Source organism: Enterovibrio sp. FF113 (genome assembly GCF_041439165.1).
Taxonomy (GTDB): domain Bacteria; phylum Pseudomonadota; class Gammaproteobacteria; order Enterobacterales; family Vibrionaceae; genus Enterovibrio; species Enterovibrio norvegicus_A.
In genome coordinates this window covers 228,394-251,666 of sequence record NZ_JBGONO010000001.1, presented here as the reverse complement: position 1 = coordinate 251,666, position 23,273 = coordinate 228,394, and the positions used below count along the sequence as shown (strand labels likewise).

Here is a 23,273-nt window from a genome sequence, read left to right as displayed (position 1 = left end):
ATGCTTAAAATGCTTAAAATGCTTAAAATGCTTAAAATGCTTAAAATGCTTAAAATGCTTAAAATGTTTGAAATGGCGGATATTTGGCTGATTACCTTTCACATTACCGCTTACAAGCACTCACATCAAAATGCGCAACTTACGCGTTTCCACTTAAGAATTCTCAGCTAAATACTCTTCTAAGCGATCTGACAGCCATGCTGTGAGTGCACCTGTGTGCCCATCCATCGAGGTGATTTCACCATAAGGTTGTAATTGCATCGCGCTGGAGTGGCGCAATACCTGCAATGTTCCGCTTCTTAAGTACTTTCTTAACAGCACCGATGGGACGTTTGACCAACCAGAACCGTCTAAAACAGCATCGCGTAAGTGCTCATAAAAGGGCAGGGCGATGTAGTGCGGCGAGATAGGGTCGAGGGCCTTTAGGCCTTCATCATCGACATACGCGAGCGTCACTTCGGTATAGCGTTCTAGATCTGCCCGTTGAACGCGTTTGAGTTTGGCGAGAGGGTGGTCTTTATGAACCACTGACATCATACGGATCTGCCCGAGCTTTTTAGAGCTGATGCGACCAAAGGCACGAGTTTCCGGTAGCAGACCAAAGGCAACATCGACCATGTTTTCATCGACCATTTCGTATAGCTCTGGCGGTGGTGCGACATATAGAGACACGCTGGAGTCAGGAAATAGCTGGTGGATTTCACGCATGGTGGCACGCCAGAACGCTTCGGGAATGGCGTCGTCTCGACCAATTCGCAGCGCAGATTCAATGCCACTTTCGAATTGACGACACTTGGCACCGATATCATGGACGGCTTGCAGCACCCGTTCGCAATCGTCGTGGATCATGCGGCCTACGTTGGTGAGTGTCACGCTGTTACCAGAGCGGGACAACAGTTCTACTCCAAGGTTATCTTCCAATGCACTGATGGCTGCACTGACTGTGGTTCGGCTTTTTTCTAGCTCGCGAGCGGCTCCGGCAATGGAACCTGTTTCGACGGCGGTGAGGAACATTTCTATTTGGCTACTTCGCATTTTATGTCCATGTCGGCGCATGTAATCGGCAAATTGATTTTAACTCTAAATAAAAAGAAGAAAACCCCAGCGACCAAAAAGTTGTCGCTCAGTAACTCATGGATTGCCAAAAATGGCTGTATTGTGGTTATCAAAGCGCTATTGGAAGGCGCTGCAGTCAAATTTTTTGTCACTTGTGGGGATTTATGTCGTGTGAATATGCGAAAGAACGTAACTTACTGAAATTTTCTAGTTTTGCTTGTTTTTGCTTTGCTGCATTGGGTGTTGGGATCGGTCTTTGGGCTGGATCTATGGCGATAGTCTTTGATGGTGCTTACTCTTTGGTTAGCTTGTTTCTGTCATTGATGGCACTTGGCGCAACGGTTTACATTAGCAATGGCACAGCAAAAAACGGAAAATCAGGTCAGTGTGTTTCTGCGCAGAAAGCCGCGGTTATTGAATCATTGGTGGTTTTGATTAAAGGTCTCGCCGTATCAGTGGTCTGTGTGGTGTCGTTTGCATCTGCCTTTGAAGCGATGTTTAACGGCGGCCGTGAAGTAAACGCAGGTTTTGCGCTGATTTTTGGTGTGGTTAACCTTGTTGCGTGTATGGCGTGTTATTACATCGTCAAAAAACACTCAGGCAAAAACGCGTCGACGATTTTGAAGGCGGAAACCAGTCAGTGGCTGATGGATACCGTTATTAGTGCAGCAGTGTTGGTCGGCTTTATCGTGGCGGCGGCTTTGATGGAGGCCGGTTTCACTGAGTATGCAATGTATGCAGACCCAATCATGGTCATTTTGGCTTCTGTCTATTTTGCTACCGTACCTGTGAAAATGGTGGGTGATTCAACGAAACGCTTGTGGAGCATCTATCAGCAACAAGATAGCGTTTCCGGTCATCGTGTATTGGCTTGAAAGCACCGCAATTAATCGACTGACATTTCAGGAAAGGGACAGCTCGATGCGCTGTCCCTTTTTTTGTCTGATGTATTCACCTGTGCTCTCTCAGACCCCCGAGCATTTGCAGTTAAGACGGAAAAATTAGTGCTTATTTGTTGATAGCCGCTCTGCAAGTAGTTCAATCCAATGTTTAACCGGCACATCGCTGCCTGATGATAGGTGAAGTTGGCAGCCAATGTTCGCGGTCACGATAACCTCGGGGCTGTCACCTTGCAGTGCTTCGAGTTTTTGTTTCAACAGCGTTTGACTCAGTTCAGGTTGTAACAACGAATACGCCCCCGCAGACCCGCAACATAAGTGATCTTCTTGAGTTTTCGTTTGGATCACGCCCAGTTGCGACAGGGTTTTGTATAAATTGTCTTTACGGTCGATACCGTGTTGTAGTGAACATGGGCAATGCACGGCAGCGCGTTGGTCACTTTTCTTGAGTGGTAAACGGCTCAAATCTTCTTGCGCCAAGATGTCGCTTAGATCTTTGGCAATGGCAGCCACCGCATTCGCTTTATCTAGATACGCCGCTTCATCGCTTAATAGCTCTGGGTATTCTTTAATGGAAATCCCACAGCCAGACGCGGAAATGACAATGGCCTCTGCGCCATTTTCAATGTGTGGCCACCATACATCGATATTTCGTTTGGCTTGTTCGATGGCACGTTGGTGTTCCGCAAGGTGAAGGTTCATCGCGCCACAACAGGTTTCTTTGTTGATGGTGATAAGCTCAATGCCAAGGTGGCTCAATACGGCTCTTGCCGCGGCCAATGTGTTTGGGGTGAGCGCCTGTTGCACACAGCCTTTAAAACCAATCATGGTTCGGTGCGCTTTTGTTGTTGAAATTGGCTTGGGTAAATGTAATGCGGAGACGCTGGCATAGCGCTTGTGAGTCTGCGCCATGGGTAGCTTTTTCTGCAAGGCTTTGGGTAAAAGAAGTCTAAAGGTTCGAGCAAGTGTCATGCTCATACTAACCAATAGAGAATGTGGGAAAACGCGGGTAAGGATGAATCGATACAGTTTTTCTTTTGCTGTTCTCGGGACTTTCTTTTCAAGTTGCTGTCGGCCGATATCAAGAAGTTGGCCGTATTTTACGCCGGATGGGCAGGTGGTCTCACAGCTTCTGCATGTTAGGCAGCGATCGAGATGCCGTTGTGTGTTTTCGGTGACTTCACCCCCTTCAAGCATCTGCTTTATCAAATAAATGCGACCGCGTGGTCCGTCTCTTTCATCACTGAGTTCTTGATAGGTAGGACAGGTAGCATTGCAGAACCCGCAGTGTACACAGCGTCGCAGTATGTCTTCGGCTTTTTGTCCTTCTTTTGATTTTAGAAACGTCCTGTCGAGGTTCGTTTTCATCGTGAATTCTCTCCAAGCCAAGAATACATGCGACCGGGATTGAATAGGCTTTGCGGGTCAAAAGCGGCTTTGAGTGCTTGATGCAGTCGTTGATGCGTCGGTGATAACGGATGAAAGCAGGGCTGTTGTCTGTTTTCATTGCTATAGCAAGCAACGTGTCCGCCGTGTGCTTCTGCGATCGGGGCTAATGCCTCGAGTGTTGCGTCTGTTTTTACCCAACGAATACTACCCGCCCAATTGATCAAGCTGTGTTCATATTGCGCCAAATGCGGCGCGGCCGGATTAATCGAAAACCGATAAAGCTTGCCACTGTTGCTAAAAAACGGATGACGAAAATTACGAATTGATCGCCAGAATAGCGATTGATGTTGCAGTGTTTCACCGCCGATTTCTTGCGCGGTGCTTCGCACCGTTTGTTCTGAACCAGCAAGACGAAGATACAAACAGCCTTCCACCCATGCAGCGCCAGAAAGCGGGTAACCTTTGGCGACAAGGCTTCGCATTTTTGTGATGGCTTGCTGAGCATCCATGTGTAATTGCAAGGTTTCTACCTGCTCGGGTTTTGGCATGACGCGAAGACTGACTTCCGTAACAATACCCAATGCACCCATGGCGCCAGCTTGAAGGCGTGACAGATCGTAACCCGCCACATTCTTCATGACCTGACCGCCAAATCGAAGATGTTCGCCAAGGCCGTTGATCAGTTTTACGCCAAGAATGGCATCGCGCAGTGACCCATGAAAAGGGCGAGAAGCGCCATTGATGTTACAGGCGAGTGAGCCGCCTAACGTTGCCTTTCCTTCAAATGCAGGCGGCTCGCCAACCAGCATTTGGTTGTATTCAGCGAGTACAGATTGCAACTCGGCGATGCGCGTGCCGGATCGTGCGGTGATCACCAGTTCACTCGGGTGATAAGCAATGATGCCATGATGGTTGGTCAATGAAACGGGCTGGCCGACCGCTTCACGACCCATGAAGTGTTTTGTATTGCCACCAATCAGATTGAGAGGCGTGTTGCTGGCTTTTGCATCTAAGACTTGTTCAATGAGGGAGTGCGTGACATCAGCCATTGGGGGCGCCTCCCTTTTCTTGCTTAGATTGGCTGCGCTTCATTATCGTGTGTTCTTGGCAATGCTTGGGCGTAGGAATGCCTTTTCCGGGATTTAGCAGGCTGTCAGTGTCAAACGCGGCTTTCACGCGCAGAAACTGAGCGAGTTCGGCATCGTTAAATTGCTCATACATTTGATCGATCTTTTCCATCCCGACACCATGTTCTCCGGTTATGCATCCTCCGGCTTCGACGCAAATTCGCAAAATCTCTGCACCAAAGGCCTCAGTTTTTTCTAGCTCGCCCGGTACGTTTGCATCAAACAGGATCAAGGGATGAAGATTCCCGTCGCCGGCGTGAAACACGTTCGCGACGCGTAAATCATAGTGTTGGGATAAACGGTGAATTTCGGTTAAAACAGGCGCTAATTGACGGCGCGGAATGGTGCCATCCATGCAGTAATAATCGGGAGAAAGTCTCCCAACTGCGGGAAAGGCAGATTTCCTGCCTTTCCACATGAGTGCACGTTCAGCGTCGCTGTTGGAAACCTTTAATGATGTCGCGCCGGCTTTGTCTAAGATGGACTGTGTAACAGTCAACTGATGGTTCACATCGTCAGCATTACCATCGAGCTCACACAGTAAAAGAGCGTGTGCATCTTTGGGATAACCGGCATGAGCAAAATCTTCTGCGGCTTGAATGGCATAGCTGTCCATCATTTCTAAACCAGCAGGAATAATGCCTTGGGAAATGATGTCGTTGACGGCGTTGGCGGCATTCTCGACGTTGTCGAACCCTGCGACGATCACTCGTGCCAGCTCGGGGATGGGTAAGAGTCGGACGGTGATTTCTGTCACCACACCTAACATACCTTCAGAACCTGTCATCAAAGCAAGAAAATCAAACCCTGCAATGTCTGCGCTTTTGTCGCCAACGGACAAACGCGCTCCCTGTGCTGTCACAACAACCAAGGAGATAATGTTGTGTACGGTAAGGCCATATTTGAGGCAGTGCACACCACCCGCGTTTTCCGCGACATTACCGCCAATCGAGCAGGCGATTTGTGAGGAAGGATCGGGCGCGTAGTAAAGACCATAATCGGAAGCAAATTCTGATATCGCCAAGTTACGAACGCCGGGTTGGACAACCGCGAGGCCACTTTTTATGTCGATATTAAGGATGCTGTTTAGCCTAGCAAGAGAGAGCACAATGCCGCCTTCGATCGGAAGCGCACCGGCTGAAAGGCCTGTTCCGGCGCCGCGCGCCACAACGGTGATCTGGTATTGGCTACAAAGCGCCATGATGGCCATGACTTCTTCCGTTGAAGCGGGAAGCACCACGCAGGTGGGTAGCGAACAATAGACAGACAACCCATCACACTCGTACGGGTGGAGTGTTTCCTTATCTACAATGATGTGCTCACTACCGACAATGCGCTCAAGCGCGTCGAAAATTGCTGCTTCCATGCATGTCTCCCGTTGTGTATGTATTCGGATGTTAAAACGTTAGTCGATCCTGTTACCTTGGCGCGGACAATCCCTACACTGCTCGGTAAAAGTGTGGAGCATGTAGCTTATTCACCGCAACGCAATACAGAATTGCTGTCAGCGAACCAACCTAGTATGGGTGATAGCGTTGTGTATGATTCCTCGGTATCGTTCTGGCTTAACACGTTAATTCATATTGGATTTCCACGATGAAGCGCTGTATGGTTTCTGTTCGCTAACGGAGGGATTATGGATAGCCTAAAACTGAAACTGCCACCTTTGCTTCAAGTCATTATTGTGATGTTACTAATGAAAATAATCGCTTCGGCGACTCCCGCCATTAGCTTTTTACTGCCTGTTTCTAAGCCCTTATTTGTATTGCTGGTCGTGTTAGGTGGGGTATTTGCTGTAGCCGGTGTTGTTGCATTTCGTCAGCATCAAACCACGGTAAATCCAACGCTGAAAACGGAATCTACTTCATTGGTGCAATCGGGTGTTTATCGTATTACACGTAACCCAATGTATGTGGGTTTCTTGCTTTTGCTCGTGGCGAGTGCTTTCTATTTTGCTAACCCGTACACCTTACTAGGTTGCGTACTGTTCGTGCTTTATATGAACAAGTTTCAGATTGAGCCGGAAGAAGACTATCTGGCAAGCCAATTTCCTGATGAATACCCTGCTTATAAAGAGAAAGTTCGCCGCTGGCTTTGAAGCATTTTCACTTCATTTGGTTGCGCTAAAGTGAGATCTATATGTTTCATTTAGCGAGTAGTGCGAAGAAAAAGACAACATGCGTGTTTATGTTCGATAAACTCAAGGTATCTGAGATGGAAACCCACAACTAAGTCAAATGCTTGCCATACCTGTTCCTTTCGTTGTGTCACTGCTGCTTGTGATTGCCGCCATGCTTTTGTATTTAAAGCTGGGGCAATCCGGTATGAAATCGATCCTGTTCGCGCTTCTTTGTGCCATTTGTACGTCGGTAGTTGGACTACGTTGGACGTTTGACCTCCAAATGCTGAGATTTATTCAGCCTATTTTGGCATCGATTCTGCCAGTTGCTGCGTGGTATTGTTTTGCGAGAGCGCATCATATACAGCCGCCATCTCGTTGGCATTGGTGTTGGCCTTTTGTCATCGCGGCTTGTTCGTTTAATTATCAAATTTGGCCGCAAGCAACTGATATCGTCTTAATTGCTTTATATGTGGGTTACGGCGGTGCATTGATACGTTCTTCTTTCACAATGCCGGAAGAGGTGCGCTTATCAAATGTCGAAAGAGTCATCATGGCGGAACGAACGGCAGGGGCAATGCTGCTTTTCTCTGCTTTTATTGATAGCGCGTTGTCGTTTGATTTCGTGGTCTATAACGGCGACCACGCGGCATTCATTATTTCACTGTCATACCTTGTTTTGATCCCTATGGTGGTTATCGCAGTGGCGATTGTTGGTTTCAGTACGCTGCAAAACCACACAGAGACGACGAGCGAATCAACACGGATTTTGGTCAGTGACGCCGATAGACAAACGCCCGAATCACCCACACAGAGCAAATCTCAAATGTCTGATCAAGATGCTACCGATATCATGAACAAGCTTGATGTGTTGATGATAGAAAAGGCATCATTTCGAGATCCCGACATCACGTTAAGTCGTTTATCCCGGCAGCTTGGGATACCAGCCAAACAGGTTTCTATCGCAGTGAATCAAATTCGTGGTGAGAATATTTCTAAAGTTATCAATGCTTATCGCATTGAACATGCAAAGGTGTTGTTATCAACAACAGAAGACAGCATTACGGATATCTATCTTGCCTCTGGATTTCAGACTAAATCAAATTTTAATCGAGAGTTTCTTCGCTTGACGAGTCAAACGCCAAGTGCCTTTAGAGCCTTATCGGAATCGCCGTCTTAGTTATCGCTCACGGCTGGGGTGACTGCCGAGTTAAAAAACTGCGTAATATCCGTGAATATTTGGTCGTGTAGCGTATTTCTGTCTGTACCAACTCCGTCCTTACATACCACACCATCACCGGGCCGTTCCTCTTCTAATATTTGGTTTGCTCCGGGTTTACACAACTGCATAAAACTGAAATGGGTCGCTTGCTCAAAAACTTTATAACGGCGGTTGAGTAAGGGAATGTGTTCGGCAAGGTAGCCTGACTCCAATGCTTGCGGCAAATCACCGATATCAATACCCGCAGCCAGAATAAACACGGACTTGTCGATGGCATCGAGACTCTCGGTTGAGAAGCTGCGGGCAAGGCCGAGGTCAAGAATAACCACGTGTTTGAACCTATCATCGGAAAAGTCGTTGGATGTTGGCTCGCCCATTTGTGAAGACTGCAATCCAAGCTCTGTTGCCAGCCCACAAGTCCGTGGGTTGGGAAATAAAAGACACTGTTTTTGGAAGGTGTCTCGGTCGAATTTCGCGCCCACTAACTGCGCAACACTCCATCCCCCTAATGAGTGTCCAACAGCCGATATGTTGTTGGCATCAATGACACGATTCCAGCGCTCATCGCCTAACAAAAAGTCCAACACTCGTGTTAAATCGCGAGGACGTTGCCACCATTGTTCAGCTTGATGGGGAGAAAGATCAAAAGTGGTGGTGCCGGGGTGATCAGGGGCGGCGACGATGTAACCCTTTTTGACCAGATCGTTTGCCAGCCAGTTGAGATTCCGCCAACTGCCACGGTATCCGTGTGACAACAAGACGACGGGGTGTTGGGCCTGATTCACTATTGCATTCTTCACAACAGGGGTGCCTTGAAATGCAATGTTGTCTGCGACCAATGCGGCTGGAGAGGTGTCAATTGTTGGATACCAAAGCGTGAGATTTAACGGGCGATGGGGATCATCTTCAAGTTGAAATTGAGTGAATCCGACGGTATTTGCCAACGCATTGAAAGAGAGAAAGAGCAGTAGCAGAGAGGCGATAGGGTTCATGTTGTCATTCCTTGTCAGAAGGTTGTATCGAATACGGTTTCGAATAATATTCCCTCAAACCCAGTATTGATGCGGCTTAAAACCGGATCGAGGACGACCTAAAACCGATTCGAGTACCTATTACACGCAATTTTCACCTTTCCTTTTCTTTCTTCACTCAAGTATTCCAATCCTGAGATTTAATGATACTGTATATAAAAACAGTTAAGCTAGGTGTCTTCGATGCTCACATCTCTTTCGATTGCTAACTATCGATCTATCATGTCTCTTACTCTTCCCCTTGGGGCGTTGAACCTGATAACAGGACCTAACGGCAGTGGTAAATCGAACCTTTATAAAGCGCTTCGTTTACTGGCCAAAACGGCCTCTGGTGGCGTGATCAATTCACTGGCGGAAGAAGGTGGTTTGCACTCAACCTATTGGGCGGGGCCAGAAACGATCTCTGACGCGATGAGGCGCGGTGATGTTGAGGTTCAAGGCACTAAGCGAAACAATGTGATGAGGCTTAAGCTGGGGTTTGCCAGTGACACCTTTGGTTATGCGATCTCGTTGGGGCTTCCTGCACCACAGCAATCTGCATTTGCGTTTGACCCTGAAATTAAACACGAATGCATTTTTAACGGTGACTATTATCGACCGGCAAGTTCGTTGGTTGAGCGTAAAGGGGGCGTCGTTAAGATCCGTCAAGGCAGGCAGTGGGAAGTGATTTCTCAACACATTCCTAATTACGACAGTCTGTTTGACTCTCATGCCGACCCGGCGTCGGCAGCGGAGGTTTTCCATGTTCGAGAAATGATTCGAAGCTGGCGTTTTTATGATCATTTCCGTACTGACAGCGATGCCCCTGCACGAAAACCACAGCTCGGCACACGCACACCTGTGTTACATCACGATGGTCGAGACTTGGCAGCTGCGCTACAAACTATTATCGAAATTGGTGACAATGAAGCGTTAGATCACGCCATAGAAGACGCCTTTCCCGGTTGTAAGCTGCGTGTTGTCACCAAAGACGATGGCCGTTTCTCGTTGGAGTTTTTCCAAAAGGGTTTATTGCGACCATTAACGGGCGCAGAGCTTTCTGATGGAACGTTGCGATTTGTGTTGTGGATAGCGGCACTGCTTACGCCAAGGCCGCCTGCGTTGATGGTACTGAATGAGCCGGAAACCAGTTTGCATCCTGATCTATTGCCCGCTTTGGCGCGTTTGATTGGTCATGCTTCACAGCACTCCCAGATTTGGGTGATCTCTCATGCAAATCGACTTATCAATGCACTGAATGAACATCCCGATTGCCATTCCATCGCGCTGGAAAAAGTGTTGGGCCAAACGGAAGTGCAAGGTCAAGGAATGCTAGATGGACCGAATTGGAATTGGCCTGAATAGATCAGAATATCGAGTGGGATTGGAAAAAGTGACAAAAAATCGTGATAAATGTCTCTTTAAAATTGTCAGCTAACTCCTTTCGTTTCAAAGGAAAAGATCAGGTGTCAAAATTAATGCCCAAAAACGTATGCAATTCTGTATGTGGAAGTGAAAATTTGTGCCTATAATTAATCCGCTGAGACGATTTTAGGATGAGCGTGCTGTAAACATGTTTGCATATTAAGTGTGATGTGTTCATCGCTACACGATGAAAAGGAAAACCACCATGCGGGTTCCATTTATTATCAAACTTTTGTTTCCAATTTTGCTGCTGATGGGCTTGATGATCAGCCCTGTGCTTTATGCTTTTTAGCTAGCGTGGATTCGATTAGGAAAAACAGCCACCTTTTTAGGTGGCTGTTTTTTATGGGTGTTGAATATTTCGGGGTTATACCATTTGGCTTTCGAGTGAATTTTCTTTGTCTAGTGGATACACGGAGGCCGCGAATTTAAAGGCCGCAGGGACAAAATAAAACGAAAGTAGCGTTGTGAGTAGAGTACCGCCTGCGATGGCAATTGCAAAGGGAGGCCAAAATCCACCGCCAGCTAAAATTAACGGTAAGAAGCCACCAATCGTGGTAATCGTGGTAGAAGTAATGTGGCGTCCACAACTGCTGACTGCTTCAACAATAGCATCTCTGTTTCCCGCTACCGCAGCAGGGCTGGCTTTGAGTTCAGCCAATATGACAATGGCGGCATTGATAGCAAGCCCCACCAAACCCAGTAAACCAATGATCACGGTAAAACCAAACGGGTAACCAAAAATCCAGACAGACAGTAAGCCCAGTCCGGCGGCTTGTGCACCGACTAAGAAGATGATCCCCCCCAACCTGAATGAGTTAAAAGACACCACCACAACCGCAATCAACAACGTAATGACTATGGTCAGGTTTGCCATTAGTTGGTTAACAGACTCATTTCGCTCAGCCGATTCTCCTCCAAACTCAATTCGATAACTCGGGGGCAACTGAATGTTGGCTTCGGCGAGTTTTTGGTTGAACGCATTGAGTGCGGTTTGAGGCAGCACGCCTGCAGTAAGGTAGCCTTCAATGACATTAACACGTTCACCGTCACGACGAGGAATGGCGCCTCGGCTTGGCTCTACATTCAAATTGGCGATGGCGGTAAGAGGAAGATCTATTGGTCCTTCATTGCCAGCTAGCGGCAATCTGATCCGGCTTAATTGGGAAAGGCTGGTGCGTGATTCGTCATCCACTCTGACTCTCACAGGAATTGATTCTGTTTCTTCAATCACGCTGCCTTGCACAATACCGGACATAGAGGCGTTAAGCAGCGTGGCAACCTCGCTGAGGGACATACCTGTCAGTTGGCTTGCTTCTTCATTCACATTGATGGTGATTTTTGGCACGCCGGGCTGCAAGGTTTCGCGAGTGTTGATCACATCAGGTGTTTGCGCCATCAGTAGACGTATTTCTTCGCCAATTTCACGCAATGTGTTGAGGTTTGGCCCGTATACACGAACTTCAAGTGGTGCATTAAACGGAGGGCCTTGTTCAAGCTTTCTAACCAAAATTTGGGCGTGAGGCAGGGCACGAGAGAGCTCACTTTGCAGCTGAGGGATCATTTCGTTTGCGGCACTAAAATTTTTGGCTTTTACCATGGCTTGAGCGAAATTTGGTGCGCCACGTTGTCTACCCATCATGTTGTAGTAGAACGATGGGTAGTTGCTACCTACCACCCAGCCAATACTCTCCACATCGTCATTGTTTGCCATGATGCTGTCGATTTCTTGCGTGGTTTCCAAAGTGGCCGTCATGCTGGCTTGCGGCGCTAGGTAAACCTGAATTTCAAACATGTCTCGGTCTGAAGGTGGGAAGAATTGCTCGGTGAGCTGACCTGCTGCCCAAAATCCTGTCATGGGCACGATGAACACTAAAGGAATAGTGATCAGTGGGAAACGAATAGCGCTATGTATAGACGTTCTAAACAGTGCGCTTAGCCTAGGAAGTGTAATGCCAGCGTGATACCAACGCGTGCTGGATTCGCCTGCAGGCAACCATCTTGCAGCAAAGGCAGACACGAGCAGTTGGGATACCAGGTAAGAGCCAATCAAAGAGAAACTCACGGTGATGGCGATAGCGCCAACAAATTCACCAGCCGGCCCTGGCATTAGGAAGATCGGAGCGAAAGCCAAAATGGTGGTGAGGGTCGATCCCAGAAGAGGTAACCAAAGGTGGCGAATCGCGCGCATGGCGGATTCTAGTCGTTTCACGCCTTGCTGGCGGTAGTGCTGAATGGTATCGACCATTACGATGGCATTATCCACCATAATACCTAGCGATACGATCAAGCCCGTGACGGACATTTGGTTTATCGGTAGGCCAGTGAAACTCATCAGCGCGAGCGTAAATGCTGAAGCAATGGGAAGCGATAGTGCAACCAACAATGCGGAACGAAAACCCAAAGTAATAAACAGAACAATGAGCACTAGCCCAAAACCAAGGAGCAGGCTTTCGACTAAATCAGACAAGCGAGTTTCGGTATAACGTGCCTGCTTGAAAATAGGTTCAAGCGAAATATTGGCGGGTAGTTCAGTGCGAAAAGCGTCTAGCATGGTCTCTGCTGATGCTGTCCAACGGTCTACACGAATATCACTTTGCATGCGTGCTGATACAAGTACCGCGGGTTTCCCATCAATAATCGCTATTTGGGCAGGCGGAGATGCCGCGGCTCTTTCTATGGTGGCAATATCTTCAAGCCTAACCAGAAAACCATTGTTATCTATGGCAATGGGAACGCGTTTGACGCGGTCTATAGAATTGAGCGCTCCTGCGACTTCGAGCTGAAAACGTGCGTCTTTACTGTGAAGTTCACCAGCAGCATTTTTTGCGTCTGCACCAGAAATTGCGTTGGATAGCGACAGGGCGGATTGACCTAATGCGCTTGACGCGGCGACATCCAATGTGACCAGAATTTCCTCATCGGGCAGGCCATGGATATCGACAAAGTCCGTATCAGAAAGGTTTCGCCATCGCTTGGCGAGCTCACTGGCATAGCGACCCATGATCAAGGCGTCAGGTTCACTGCCACCTTGCCATTGGAGCGCGACGATGTAGGTAAAGGCGTTGGAATGGTCATTGTCAAAATTAGGTGCCAAGGCATCTTGAGGAAGCTGTGGCGTTGCATCGCCTAACTTATCGCGAATCTTCGACCAAACCGGTTCAGCGTTGATTATTTCATCATTTAGCTCAACGGTGATCACTGAAATACCGGGTTTAGATTGTGATTCGATGAGGTTAATGTCATCTAAACCTCGAAGAGAGCGTTCGATCTCTTCGGTGACGAGGGCTTCAACCCGCTCTGCACTTGCGCCGGGGTAAACGGTGGTGATTGTCGCCCATCGGTTGACCAAGGCCGGATCTTCAGCTCGGGGTAATGTCGACAGTGCCGATAGCCCTGAGACCAAAACTAGCACAGTAAACAACACCAATAGTCGTGTATTTTTGAGCAGCTTTTCCATGATGCTTACTCCGTCAATACTTGGACTTGTTGGCCAGCAATGACGCGGTGTAATCCTTCGATTACGACGAGTTCACCGTCGTCAATTGCCCCCGAAACGTACGCATTTTTGTCGTCAGCATGAAGCACCTGCACAGAGCGGCGTGCTATCTCATGACTGCCACTCTCGTTCGGAACCGCAGCGTACACATTCCACATGCCGCGAAGTCCATCTGTAACGCCTGCGAGCGGCATCCAAAACCCTTCATCAGGAGAAAGGTAATTGTATTGTAGGTAAGCCAGTTCGCCGTTTATGGCTGACGTTTCTTCAGGCAACAGAAAGCGCAATGTGATGGTACGCGATCGCATATCAATGTCTGCGCCAGGGTTAAGTAACTTGGCTGGATATTGCTGGCTACCCACGCGAATAGTTGGATCTGTCATCTGATTGATATCGGCCAACGCTTTAACGGGGATGCCGATTTGTGCTTCTTTTTGTGAATCCGCCAACAAGGTTAATGTGGGTGCACCCATGCTGACCACATCACCATTGGACACGAATCGATGACTGATTTTTCCGCTGTAGGGCGCGTAGATAGTCGATTTGTCTTTGCGTAACGCACTGGATGCAAGTGACGCATCAAGCTGACGAATATTGGCCAATAGGGCGTCACGTTGGCTGGTCAGGGAATCGATTTCTGAATCTGCGCTGAAGCCTTTTTTCTTAAGTTGACGTTGGCGTTGCAGATTGTTTTTGATCAGGTCGAGTTGTGCGTCCAGTTGTTCAAGCTGCGCAGAAAGCTGTTGGGACTCGGTATCAAGTAGCAGGGTATCGAGCACGATAAGTGGATCGCCTGCTTGGACTGTGTCACCCACATCGACCATGAGCGCATTCACTTTTCCGCCGAGTTCAAAACCGAGATTGGCGCTTTGCCCAGCTTGAACGGTTCCCACGAATTCTCGGTTAATGGTGTATCCGGGAGTCATTGCCACTGAAAGCGTCGTCACTGATGGAACGCTCTCTGGCGGCGTTTCTTCCTGAGCTTGTGTTTCTTTATTGCACGCCGTCAGTAGCGACAGGGATGCAACAAGAACAATCGTCGACGCATATCTAGGCATGGCAAAACACTCATAATCCGTTTAGTATTTAGACTAGACTGTCTAGTCCATATTGATCAAAAATAAAGCAATCAAACTGGACTGTCTAGTTTGATTGCTATATTTATCTCCTGTCGTTTCATTTAAGGAACATTAATGACAACGCATCTTCATCAGCGAAAAGAGCAAAAGAGAAAGCAAATCTTAAAAGCGGCAATCGAGCTCTTTTCAAAGCAGGGCTATGGCATTTCAATGGATGCGATTGCAGAGCATGCGAAAGTCAGTAAGCAAACGGTCTACGCGCACTTTTCCAGTAAAGATCACCTGTTTGAAACCTGTATTATCGACAAGTGCATGACGTCTGGGCTGAATTGGGATCTGAAAAACGATAAACGTCCTGTCCATGAAGTGTTATGCGAATATGGTTGGCTTTTTCAGAGCATGCTATTGGGTGAAGAGGCGAGGCATACATTCCAGAACACTATCCGTCAGTCTGATACACACCCTGAGATTGCCAAAATTTTCCTGGAGCAGGGGCCGAAACGTAATATCGCGTTGCTCAGTGATTATTTAGCCACATTGGTGCAAAACGGTGACTTGCCTTGTTGTGAAGACACAGAAGCCGCGTCGATGCAGCTTTTGCTGATGCTGCATGGCCGTCCCGTTTACTGGGGCTTTTTTGGTTTTGACGCAGGTGAAGATGAAACAACGCGTCGCAGTTACATCAACAAGTGTGTGGAGGTGTTCCTCCGTGGATATGGGTATCCCTCCCATCTGCTTTGAGGATCAAAACACCAAATCGTAATGGTGATTTGAACAGGAGCAGCTAATTATCAGTCGCTTTTATCCGCTTACCATCAAAGACTTGTATTCGTCGAACGCAAATTGATCGGTCATTCCACTGATGTAATCTTGCAGTAGTCGACAGCGTAGATAGAATTCCCACAGCGATGTGCTCTCAGCCGTCATCTCTTCTTTCAATGCCAAACTGTATGCTGCAACATGTTTACCAGAAAGCTTATTAAACAATCTGCGTTCTACCGGAAAATAGCGTCCATCACCGTCGACAATTTTCTTAAAATCGTCTAATGGCAAGTCTAGCAACGGACGATATTGATCGAGCAAGCCGCCAATAATTTTATAACCCTGTAGCTCTAGTGTTTCCACTTCAGGGTCATTAAATACGTGATTGATCGCAACCTGCTTGAAGGTTTGCGTGATGGCATGAAATTGGCTGTTGTCTTCAATCAAAGCACGGTTAAATTCGCCCGTGAAAACCGTGCCAATGTGGTCGGTAAATTGCTTTGCGGCATGATTCACTAAAGGGTGAACCATCACCACGCGCAGTTTGATAAAGAACTTATGAGTTTTGCTGATTTCGTCCACTTGAGCGTCGTTGTATACCCAATCTAAAAGCTCGTCGAAGGTTTGGTTGTTTTTGATCGGGCGATTCTGTGGTTCGAGCGTTTGATAGGTGCTTTTAAGGTGTCCGGTTAACGCTTCGAGCGACAGAATGCGTTTTTCTACCGCATCTTCTAAGTCAGCCATGCAGTAAGAAATGTCATCGGCGGCTTCCATGATATAGCTAAGCGGATGACGACAGTATTTTTCCATGTCGAGTTCGCGCATCATGTCTTCTACGTAGCGCGATTCCGTCGCGTAGTAACCGACTTTCTTGGTGAGATAGCTTTTGCACGCTGGCACGTCTTGTTTTGTTTCCGTCGCTGGGCGTGTGTATTTCAACACGGCGGCGGCTTGGCTGTAAGTGAGGTTAAAACGGTGAAGGGAGTGAACCAACCTAATGGCTTGCGCATTGCCGTCGAAATGGCAAAGCTCATGGATAATGGGTTCAATCAATGCGATGGGCAGCTTCGTCATTAAGCCCGACATGGGTTTAAGCTCGGTCAAGTTTTGAGTAAACCAGCGGTTAATGGCATCTTCGCCGCAGTGCCCAAACGGTGGGTTTCCCATGTCATGCATCAAGCAGGCAATTTCCACCAAGGATTCAATTGCTCGTTCAAGGTCTGATAAACCATATTGCTGTTTTTGGTTTTCATCCAGTTGGTCGTAGATGGTATGCACGATAAAGCGGCCAACCTGCTGGACTTCCATGGAATGCGTCAGACGGCTTCGTACCGCGGAATTGCGCTCGAGTGGGAAGACTTGTGTTTTTTGCTGCAATCGTCGAATGGGTGCAGAGTTAATGATGCGTCCACGATCGCTTTCAAACGCCCTTTGTAGGTTACTCCCATAGGGGTGGGGGCGAGCGAAGCTGATTTTCTTGCTGAAATCAATCGTAGACATTTAGGCTTCCTTGGCACTAAGCAACGTTATTTCATCACCTTAGCGCTGGAAGATAATAATGTACATAGTGACGGTAACAGAGTGGAGGTTCGAGACTCTGTTGGCGACCACAATGGTTTAGTGTAGACAGACTGTCGATGACTTATAGCTAGAAAATTCGTGAAATAACCGCGATACCGGCAACAAGTCCAAAGGTAAAAATGGTTAGGCCTAACACATACTGGTGCTTTCGATTTGGTACTGACATGCTGAAATTCCCTGTGATTCAAGTCGAGCATTGTGTCACTTGAAATATGATATACGGAATAGCACAGCAATTTGGATGCCAGATTTATAGCATCAATAAATCAATGAGTTATGCCCGTGAGGATTGGATGCTGATTTTTGCTTGGTAAATTCCACCACAAATTGGCAAGTTCTGTAAATTGTCTATAAAAGCAAAGCAAAACCCAAAGAAGAGAGAAGAGTGATGAGTATGATTTCTGGGGTGCACCATGTGGCGCTGATTGTTAGTGACATTACGCGCTCAAAGTATTTCTACGTTGATGTGCTGGGTTTTAGGTTGGAAGCAGAAAACTATCGCGCCGAAAGAGATTCTTGGAAGGTGGATGTCGTATTGCCCGATGGTCGGCAGTTAGAACTGTTTTCGTTTCCACAAAGCCCAGAGAGACCGTCATACCCAGAAGCGCAAGGTCTTCGCCATTTGGCGTTTCAGTGCGAAGACATTGACCTGGTCATTCAGCACCTCCAGCAAAACAAGATCGAATGCGAGCCGATCCGCATTGACCCATATACGCGAGCGCGTTTCACGTTTTTTAGCGATCCAGATGGCTTGCCATTGGAACTCTATGAGTTATCAATTCGATGAATTCTGGTCTTGTCTCGAATTTGGGGCGGAAATGTAAAACCTCGCACTGATAATATGCCATTGGTTAATATGCAACTGATGGATTTACGGATGAAGGAAGTACGCCGCTGGCGACGATTTAGGTGTAACCCACGTGTGAAAGGGCAGCTGCTATGGGCGCATAAGTTCTTGCCGCGCGTGAGTATAGTGATAACCGATATTTCTGAAAAGGGCATCGGGTTTGTATCTGAATGGAAACTCGAAGAAGGCCCCTGTGAGTTACGGGTAAATTCTATGCCGACCTTTTTCGTTGTCATCAAACACAAAGGGGCGATCACTCGTCAAGGGCGTAAAGTGTATCGCTATGGTATCTCGTTGCGCCGAAAGCTTCATTCTGTTCAGCTGGCACAATTTCGTGAATCGCGGAAAGCGGCGTGATGTTAGCCTTGGGTTATCTGCTTTACTCTCACCTGACGATCTATCCATTTACTCACTTAGCGATAGACTTTTCCGCCGACTCGCACGGTTTCGGGGACGGTTTTAATTTTTGTTCCTCTTAAATACAGGTTTCCACCCACGCGTAAATCGGGTGGCAGTGCGGTGATACCTGTATTGGCGAGATAAAGATTTCCCTCAACATTGAGCTTTCGTGGTAACGCTTTAATAGGTGTATTAACCAAGCTCAAATCGCCTTTGACGTTCAAGCCTCTGGGCAGCGACGTGACCTTTGTGCCAGTCAAATTCATGTATCCACCCACATCGACTTTTGGCACGCGTGTGAGTTTGGAATGTGATGCGTTCAAGTAACCCGCAACCTTCAGTTCCTTGGGCAAACGGGTAATATCGCTGCCTTGGATATCGAGAAAACCTTTCACATCCAAAGGATCGGGCAGTTCTGTGATTTTGGCGTTCTTCACTCTTACATTGCCATATCCATCAATATAGCCATGAAGTTTAATGGTATCGACGAACTGTGTGCTTTTCTTGTTAAATGCCAAAGCAGTGCTTGGGCTAAGCATGATCAGAATGGTGAGAAAGACGTTTATCGCGAGTTTCAACGGCACGTATCCTAAAATGTTCTAGCGATTATTGATGGTATTCTATTCCTATATTGCTGAATATATATAAAACGCTAATTGTCCCAAGAGTTGCTAAATAAAAAATTTGGATTTACTTAACGTTGTTGAAATCTGCTTCTAATGCTTCCAATAAACGTTTTCCCGCTTCGCCTGCGTTCTCAATATACTGTTTCCTAATGGGATCAGAGGCTTTCTTGAATGCGGCTTTTTCGCGTTTAGTGAGCGTGACCATGGTCATGCTGGGCTTGGATTCTTTGATGGTCTTCAGCTGTGCTTTGTTCAGCTTGGTTTGTTGCTCGAATATATAGGGCGAGAGCTCTTCTATTGTTTCGCTGAGAATGCGTTTATGCGCGGAGGACAGGGTTAAGTACCACGCTTGATTGGCGAGTACGGAGGTGGTGAATTTTTGTTGTCCGGACCAAATAAGGTATTCGGTGACTTCGTAGAACTTCATTTCTTCAATTGAAAATATTGGATTGCTTTGTCCATCGATAATGCGGGCTTGTAGTGAGCCGTACACTTGCGAATAAGGAAGAGGTAACGCTTGTGCGCCAAAAAGTTTGAAGGTTTCTATCACCAATGACGAGTTCATCACTCGCATTTTAAATTGGTTAAAATCCCGTGGCTTTCGAATGAGTTTATTGGTGGACCACACCATGTCACCTTCGAGATAGATCGTCATTAATCGCAGGTCTTGGTCAATCAATGCATTGCCCAAAATCTCATAAAGCGTGGGGTTAGAGGAAAGCACTCGTTGATTGAGTTCGTCGTCGGCAGAGAAAAGGTAAGGAATCGTGAACACTTGCATTTCTGGCACTTGGGCTCCGATGATACCCATCGAAGCATGGGTCAGTTGCAAGGTACCAATGGCAGTGAGTGCAGTAAGGTCTTCTGATTCGCCGAGCATACCGTAGGAATATATATCAACAGCAACCTCGCCTTGAGATTTGTCTTCGACTTTTTTCTTGAACGCCTGCGCATAGATATCCTGCACCGAGCCTTCAATTTCTTCGAGACCAAAACGCCACACTGCTGGTGGTTCAGTCGCCGCTAATGAATGGGTGAGCATCGTCATCCAAACTAAACAAATCGCAATGCCCTGCAAAAATACCTTTCTTATCTTCATTATTCTGCGTCCTTTTGCAGTCGTCTCAAGGTGATGAAATCTTTCCCTATTAAGTTGATAACGCAAAAAACGCATTGCCATCAGTGTATTCAATGAGACTTTGCGGCAATAAAACAGTGATGATGTCTGATTTTTGCTTGAGGGAAACCGAAACGTTGCTTGCTGGCTTTGATGCAGTGTAGCAATTGTGAACAAAAAATACGCATAGCGCTTGGAGTGTAGTGGGCTAATTAACCATGATGGTTATGGGATATTTCATGACAAGAATAAAGTGAGAGTCCTCTGTATTTTATACCCATCTTATTCAGTAAGCGGTCATAAACTTGCGCGGGGAAAATCGTCAACATCAAGGGAGAGATTGCAGTAAGTAGTTATTCTATTAGTAAAATCTCTGACTCAGCGATTGACGATTTTAACCAGCAAGAATGACTGAATACGTATTTTGATTGGGATTGTTATCGGATAAGGAAATTCATCATGCACAAACCAATAATGTACTCTGCAATTGCCTTGAGTATTGCTACCGCGCTTCCTGCATGGGCGGTAGATTGTACTGCTTTGCCTACGTGGGAAACCTCCGCGGTTTATAACGGCGGTAACCAAGTTGCTTTTCAAGGTGAAGCGTTTAAAGCCAAATGGTGGACATCTGGGAAGAACCCTGCGGAGAATTCCGGTCCATGGCAAGAATGGGAATCCCTCGGGCAATGCGTATCAGGCGGAAATGTGCCCCCTGTTGTCTCCGTTACGTCACCTCTTAACAATACCCAGTTTACTGACGGCGATACGCTTTCTCTTTCTGCCTCCGCATCGGACAGTGATGGCTCGGTTAGCGATGTCGAATTTTTCGCCAATGGCTTAAGCCTTGGTGTCGTTAATGCTACGCCGTATACCTTGAGCTGGACGGCGACAGAGGGACAATACACCATCAGCGCAGTGGTGACGGATAACGAAGGTGCGTCCAGTGAGCAGAGCGTTTCAGTCACGGTTGTTCCGCCAGATTTCGGATTCCCGCCAAGTGCACAGTTAACGAATCCAACCAGCACATCACAAATCAAAGTGGGTGATAATGTGCCGCTGCAAGTGCTTGCCTCTGATGCTGACGGTCCAATTGCGCGTGTTGATTTCTATGTCGATAACCAGTTGGTCGGTACTGATAACACGGAACCATTTGAAGTTAGCTGGCCTGCAACAGAAGGCAGCCATACCTTTAATGCTAAAGCGACGGATCAAGATGATCTTTCTGCTTGGACGGGTGAAGTTTCCGTCAGTGTGGCGGGTGAAAGTGTTGGTGGTGGTTGTGCTGGCGTGCCGACTTATAAAGCCGGTACACCTTACGGGGCTGGTGACATCGTACAAAACGGTAACTACAAATATCAATGTGATGTGGGCGGTTGGTGCTCATCGAGTTCGGCCTGGGCATACGAACCGAAAAACGGTGAGTATTGGACCGATGCTTGGACAGAGCTGGGTATCTGTGCCATTGGGCCCACTGTCACATTTACCACGCCTTCGGACAACGCTACGTTGCTAGCTGGGGAGCCGATAGTCATTGCTGTTGATGCAACGGATGCAGATGGCAGCGTAGATGGCGTAGAGTTTTTTGCGGCGGGACAAAGTCTTGGTGTCGATGCCACTGCGCCTTACCGTGTTAATTGGTTGGCGCAAGGCATGGGTGAAATCAGCCTAAGTGCGGTTGCGACCGACAACGAAGGCAACACGGGAAATGCAGGTGTGCTGGTTAATGTGAGTGACCAACCGCTGGTGGCGAGTCTCACGTCACCGTCTGCTGGCACGACAGTCGGCCTGGGCAAAACCGTCGCACTGACGGCAGAAGCCAGTGCATTGAACGGCAGCGTATCAAAGGTTGATTTCATCGTTGATGGTTTGATTGTTGCTTCTGATTCGAATGCGCCATACAGCGCTAATTGGACTCCGGGCGCCGCTGGAAGCTTTACGGTCTCTGCACTAGCAACTGACAGTAACGGTTTAACGGCGGCAACTTCGGGTGTTACTGTGAAAGTGTTCGAACAGTCAGCGGTCAAACACAAATTGATTGGTTACTGGCACAACTTTGTGAACGGCGCAGGTTGCCCGTTGAAGCTTAGTGAAATGTCTGAAGCGTGGGATATCATTGATATTGCCTTTGCAGAAAACGATCGCAACAGTGATGGTACGGTTCACTTCAACCTTTATAACGGTGATATTCGCAGCAGTTGTGCGCCGCTTGACCCACAGGTGTTCAAGCAAGAAATGGCCGCATTGCAAGCTAAGGGCAAAGTGTTTGTTCTGTCTTTGGGTGGTGCTGAAGGCACAATCACACTGAACAATGATACTGATGAAGCTGCGTTTGTTTCTAGCCTGACAGAAATCATTAAAGAATGGGGCTTCGACGGTTTAGATATCGACCTTGAAAGCGGGTCTAATTTGCTTCACGGTTCGCAAATTCAGGCGCGCTTACCTCGTGCCTTGAAGCAGATTGAAGTGAACATGGGCGGTGATATGTATCTTACCATGGCACCAGAACATCCTTATGTTCAAGGTGGTATGGTTGCATACACAGGGATCTGGGGCGCGTATATTCCACTAATTGATGAGTTGCGTGATACGCTCGATTTACTGCATGTCCAGCTTTATAACAATGGTGGCATGCCAAACCCTTACCTTGCGGGTGCAGCGCCAGAAGGTTCGGTAGACATGATGGTTGCCCAATCAAAAATGCTGATCGAAGGGTTTGAGCTCGCAAATGGCACTATGTTTGCACCGCTTAGAGACGATCAAGTTGCGATTGGTTTGCCGTCTGGGCCAAGCTCTGCCAACTCAGGTCAAGCACCGACACGTAACATTCTTGATGCGCTCGATTGTGTCACCAAGGGCACAAGTTGTGGCACTGTGGTTCCAGCATTTAACTACCCGAATTTTGGTGGTGTGATGACATGGTCAATCAACTGGGACCAGCACGATGGTTACAATTTTTCAGGCCCAGTGGGTGATAAATTGAAAGCCATGAATGCAGGGCAGTGATACTTAGCGTATCGCTTGGCTTCATTACAACGTTTGATAATCTAAGCGGTATGTAATCAAGCAAGTATGTAGTAAATACAAAATCGGCAGCCAGTCTGCCGATTTTTAATTCC

The 23,273-nt window shown here is 47.5% G+C and carries 18 protein-coding genes; 8 read left to right on the top strand and 10 right to left on the bottom strand.

Translation table 11 applies throughout. The features are described 5' to 3' along the window. Positions 1-153: 153 nt before the first annotated feature. Positions 154-1,035 (bottom strand): LysR family transcriptional regulator, encoded by an 882-nt coding sequence (locus tag ACED36_RS01255; protein WP_371732610.1) that lies wholly within the window; start codon positions 1,033-1,035, stop codon positions 154-156. 185 nt (positions 1,036-1,220) lie between these two features. Between ACED36_RS01255 and ACED36_RS01250 the strand changes: the two genes are divergently transcribed. Then, complete coding sequence (locus ACED36_RS01250; RefSeq protein WP_017003402.1) at positions 1,221-1,931, top strand: cation transporter; 711 nt, start codon at positions 1,221-1,223, stop codon at positions 1,929-1,931. Positions 1,932-2,057: 126 nt separating this feature from the next. Here ACED36_RS01250 and glcF read toward each other — a convergent pair whose 3' ends face one another. The 3 genes from glcF to ACED36_RS01235 are packed head-to-tail and all read right to left on the bottom strand — an operon-like array spanning position 2,058 to position 5,837. Further along, complete coding sequence (gene glcF / locus ACED36_RS01245) at positions 2,058-3,323, bottom strand: glycolate oxidase subunit GlcF (RefSeq protein ID WP_371732609.1); 1,266 nt, start codon at positions 3,321-3,323, stop codon at positions 2,058-2,060. Then, positions 3,320-4,393, bottom strand: a complete 1,074-nt coding sequence (gene glcE / locus ACED36_RS01240; protein WP_371732608.1) for a glycolate oxidase subunit GlcE — start codon at positions 4,391-4,393, stop codon at positions 3,320-3,322. Before glcE ends, glcF begins: the two co-directional genes overlap by 4 nt. Further along, positions 4,386-5,837: an FAD-linked oxidase C-terminal domain-containing protein gene (locus tag ACED36_RS01235; RefSeq protein ID WP_017003405.1), complete on the bottom strand. Its 1,452-nt coding sequence runs from the start codon at positions 5,835-5,837 to the stop codon at positions 4,386-4,388. Before ACED36_RS01235 ends, glcE begins: the two co-directional genes overlap by 8 nt. A 270-nt stretch (positions 5,838-6,107) precedes the next feature. On the opposite strand from ACED36_RS01235, the gene ACED36_RS01230 reads away from it, so the two are divergent. Both ACED36_RS01230 and ACED36_RS01225 read left to right on the top strand, forming a co-directional pair. Beyond that, complete coding sequence (locus tag ACED36_RS01230; protein ID WP_016958543.1) at positions 6,108-6,569, top strand: isoprenylcysteine carboxylmethyltransferase family protein; 462 nt, start codon at positions 6,108-6,110, stop codon at positions 6,567-6,569. A gap of 139 nt (positions 6,570-6,708) precedes the next feature. Then, positions 6,709-7,770 (top strand): helix-turn-helix domain-containing protein, encoded by a 1,062-nt coding sequence (locus ACED36_RS01225; protein WP_371732607.1) that lies wholly within the window; start codon positions 6,709-6,711, stop codon positions 7,768-7,770. Here the strand turns inward: ACED36_RS01225 and ACED36_RS01220 are convergent. Further along, the gene (locus tag ACED36_RS01220) at positions 7,767-8,804 is read right to left on the bottom strand and encodes an alpha/beta fold hydrolase (RefSeq protein ID WP_016958545.1); all 1,038 of its coding nucleotides are present in this window, start codon (positions 8,802-8,804) and stop codon (positions 7,767-7,769) included. The two genes, ACED36_RS01225 and ACED36_RS01220, sit on opposite strands and share 4 nt — an antisense overlap. Positions 8,805-9,026: 222 nt before the next feature. Between ACED36_RS01220 and ACED36_RS01215 the strand changes: the two genes are divergently transcribed. Continuing rightward, positions 9,027-10,187: an AAA family ATPase gene (locus tag ACED36_RS01215; RefSeq protein WP_017003407.1), complete on the top strand. Its 1,161-nt coding sequence runs from the start codon at positions 9,027-9,029 to the stop codon at positions 10,185-10,187. A gap of 427 nt (positions 10,188-10,614) precedes the next feature. On the opposite strand, the gene ACED36_RS01210 is transcribed toward ACED36_RS01215, so the two are convergent. Further along, on the bottom strand, positions 10,615-13,707 hold the full coding sequence (locus tag ACED36_RS01210; protein ID WP_371732606.1) for an efflux RND transporter permease subunit: 3,093 nt from the start codon (positions 13,705-13,707) through the stop codon (positions 10,615-10,617). A 5-nt stretch (positions 13,708-13,712) separates the two neighbouring features. Beyond that, entirely contained in the window at positions 13,713-14,804 is a 1,092-nt protein-coding gene (locus ACED36_RS01205) for an efflux RND transporter periplasmic adaptor subunit (RefSeq protein ID WP_016958548.1), read from the bottom strand. Positions 14,805-14,939: 135 nt separating this feature from the next. On the opposite strand from ACED36_RS01205, the gene ACED36_RS01200 reads away from it, so the two are divergent. Next, entirely contained in the window at positions 14,940-15,566 is a 627-nt protein-coding gene (locus ACED36_RS01200; RefSeq protein ID WP_371732605.1) for a TetR/AcrR family transcriptional regulator, read from the top strand. A 60-nt stretch (positions 15,567-15,626) separates the two neighbouring features. Here the strand turns inward: ACED36_RS01200 and dgt are convergent, their stop codons facing one another. Continuing rightward, positions 15,627-17,087, bottom strand: coding sequence for a dGTPase (gene dgt / locus ACED36_RS01195; protein WP_371732604.1), 1,461 nt, complete (start codon positions 17,085-17,087; stop codon positions 15,627-15,629). A 475-nt stretch (positions 17,088-17,562) separates the two neighbouring features. Between dgt and ACED36_RS01190 the strand changes: the two genes are divergently transcribed. Together ACED36_RS01190 and ACED36_RS01185 are read left to right on the top strand one after the other, a co-directional pair. Next, positions 17,563-17,955, top strand: a complete 393-nt coding sequence (locus ACED36_RS01190) for a VOC family protein (RefSeq protein WP_371732657.1) — start codon at positions 17,563-17,565, stop codon at positions 17,953-17,955. A 90-nt stretch (positions 17,956-18,045) separates the two neighbouring features. Beyond that, a complete protein-coding gene (locus tag ACED36_RS01185; RefSeq protein WP_016958552.1) occupies positions 18,046-18,372 on the top strand; it encodes a hypothetical protein in 327 nt (108 codons plus the stop codon). Positions 18,373-18,428: 56 nt separating this feature from the next. Here ACED36_RS01185 and ACED36_RS01180 read toward each other — a convergent pair whose 3' ends face one another. Both ACED36_RS01180 and dctP read right to left on the bottom strand, forming a co-directional pair. After that, positions 18,429-18,998 (bottom strand): hypothetical protein, encoded by a 570-nt coding sequence (locus ACED36_RS01180; RefSeq protein ID WP_371732603.1) that lies wholly within the window; start codon positions 18,996-18,998, stop codon positions 18,429-18,431. A gap of 106 nt (positions 18,999-19,104) precedes the next feature. Beyond that, entirely contained in the window at positions 19,105-20,139 is a 1,035-nt protein-coding gene (gene dctP, locus ACED36_RS01175) for a TRAP transporter substrate-binding protein DctP (RefSeq protein ID WP_371732602.1), read from the bottom strand. Between the two features lie 477 nt (positions 20,140-20,616). On the opposite strand from dctP, the gene ACED36_RS01170 reads away from it, so the two are divergent. Beyond that, positions 20,617-23,160 carry an Ig-like domain-containing protein gene (locus tag ACED36_RS01170; protein WP_016958555.1) on the top strand — a complete coding sequence of 848 codons (2,544 nt, stop codon included), beginning with the start codon at positions 20,617-20,619 and terminating at the stop codon, positions 23,158-23,160. Positions 23,161-23,273: the final 113 nt, after the last annotated feature.

Bases quoted from the DNA above. Each gene is read 5' to 3' on its own strand.
- ACED36_RS01255 (WP_371732610.1), bottom strand. From the start codon at position 1,035: ATGCGAAGTAGCCAAATAGAAATGTTCCTCACCGCCGTCGAAACAGGT.
- ACED36_RS01250 (WP_017003402.1), top strand. From the start codon at position 1,221: ATGTCGTGTGAATATGCGAAAGAACGTAACTTACTGAAATTTTCTAGT.
- glcF (WP_371732609.1), bottom strand. From the start codon at position 3,323: ATGAAAACGAACCTCGACAGGACGTTTCTAAAATCAAAAGAAGGACAA.
- glcE (WP_371732608.1), bottom strand. From the start codon at position 4,393: ATGGCTGATGTCACGCACTCCCTCATTGAACAAGTCTTAGATGCAAAA.
- ACED36_RS01235 (WP_017003405.1), bottom strand. From the start codon at position 5,837: ATGGAAGCAGCAATTTTCGACGCGCTTGAGCGCATTGTCGGTAGTGAG.
- ACED36_RS01230 (WP_016958543.1), top strand. From the start codon at position 6,108: ATGGATAGCCTAAAACTGAAACTGCCACCTTTGCTTCAAGTCATTATT.
- ACED36_RS01225 (WP_371732607.1), top strand. From the start codon at position 6,709: ATGCTTGCCATACCTGTTCCTTTCGTTGTGTCACTGCTGCTTGTGATT.
- ACED36_RS01220 (WP_016958545.1), bottom strand. From the start codon at position 8,804: ATGAACCCTATCGCCTCTCTGCTACTGCTCTTTCTCTCTTTCAATGCG.
- ACED36_RS01215 (WP_017003407.1), top strand. From the start codon at position 9,027: ATGCTCACATCTCTTTCGATTGCTAACTATCGATCTATCATGTCTCTT.
- ACED36_RS01210 (WP_371732606.1), bottom strand. From the start codon at position 13,707: ATGGAAAAGCTGCTCAAAAATACACGACTATTGGTGTTGTTTACTGTG.
- ACED36_RS01205 (WP_016958548.1), bottom strand. From the start codon at position 14,804: ATGCCTAGATATGCGTCGACGATTGTTCTTGTTGCATCCCTGTCGCTA.
- ACED36_RS01200 (WP_371732605.1), top strand. From the start codon at position 14,940: ATGACAACGCATCTTCATCAGCGAAAAGAGCAAAAGAGAAAGCAAATC.
- dgt (WP_371732604.1), bottom strand. From the start codon at position 17,087: ATGTCTACGATTGATTTCAGCAAGAAAATCAGCTTCGCTCGCCCCCAC.
- ACED36_RS01190 (WP_371732657.1), top strand. From the start codon at position 17,563: ATGATTTCTGGGGTGCACCATGTGGCGCTGATTGTTAGTGACATTACG.
- ACED36_RS01185 (WP_016958552.1), top strand. From the start codon at position 18,046: ATGAAGGAAGTACGCCGCTGGCGACGATTTAGGTGTAACCCACGTGTG.
- dctP (WP_371732602.1), bottom strand. From the start codon at position 20,139: ATGAAGATAAGAAAGGTATTTTTGCAGGGCATTGCGATTTGTTTAGTT.
- ACED36_RS01170 (WP_016958555.1), top strand. From the start codon at position 20,617: ATGCACAAACCAATAATGTACTCTGCAATTGCCTTGAGTATTGCTACC.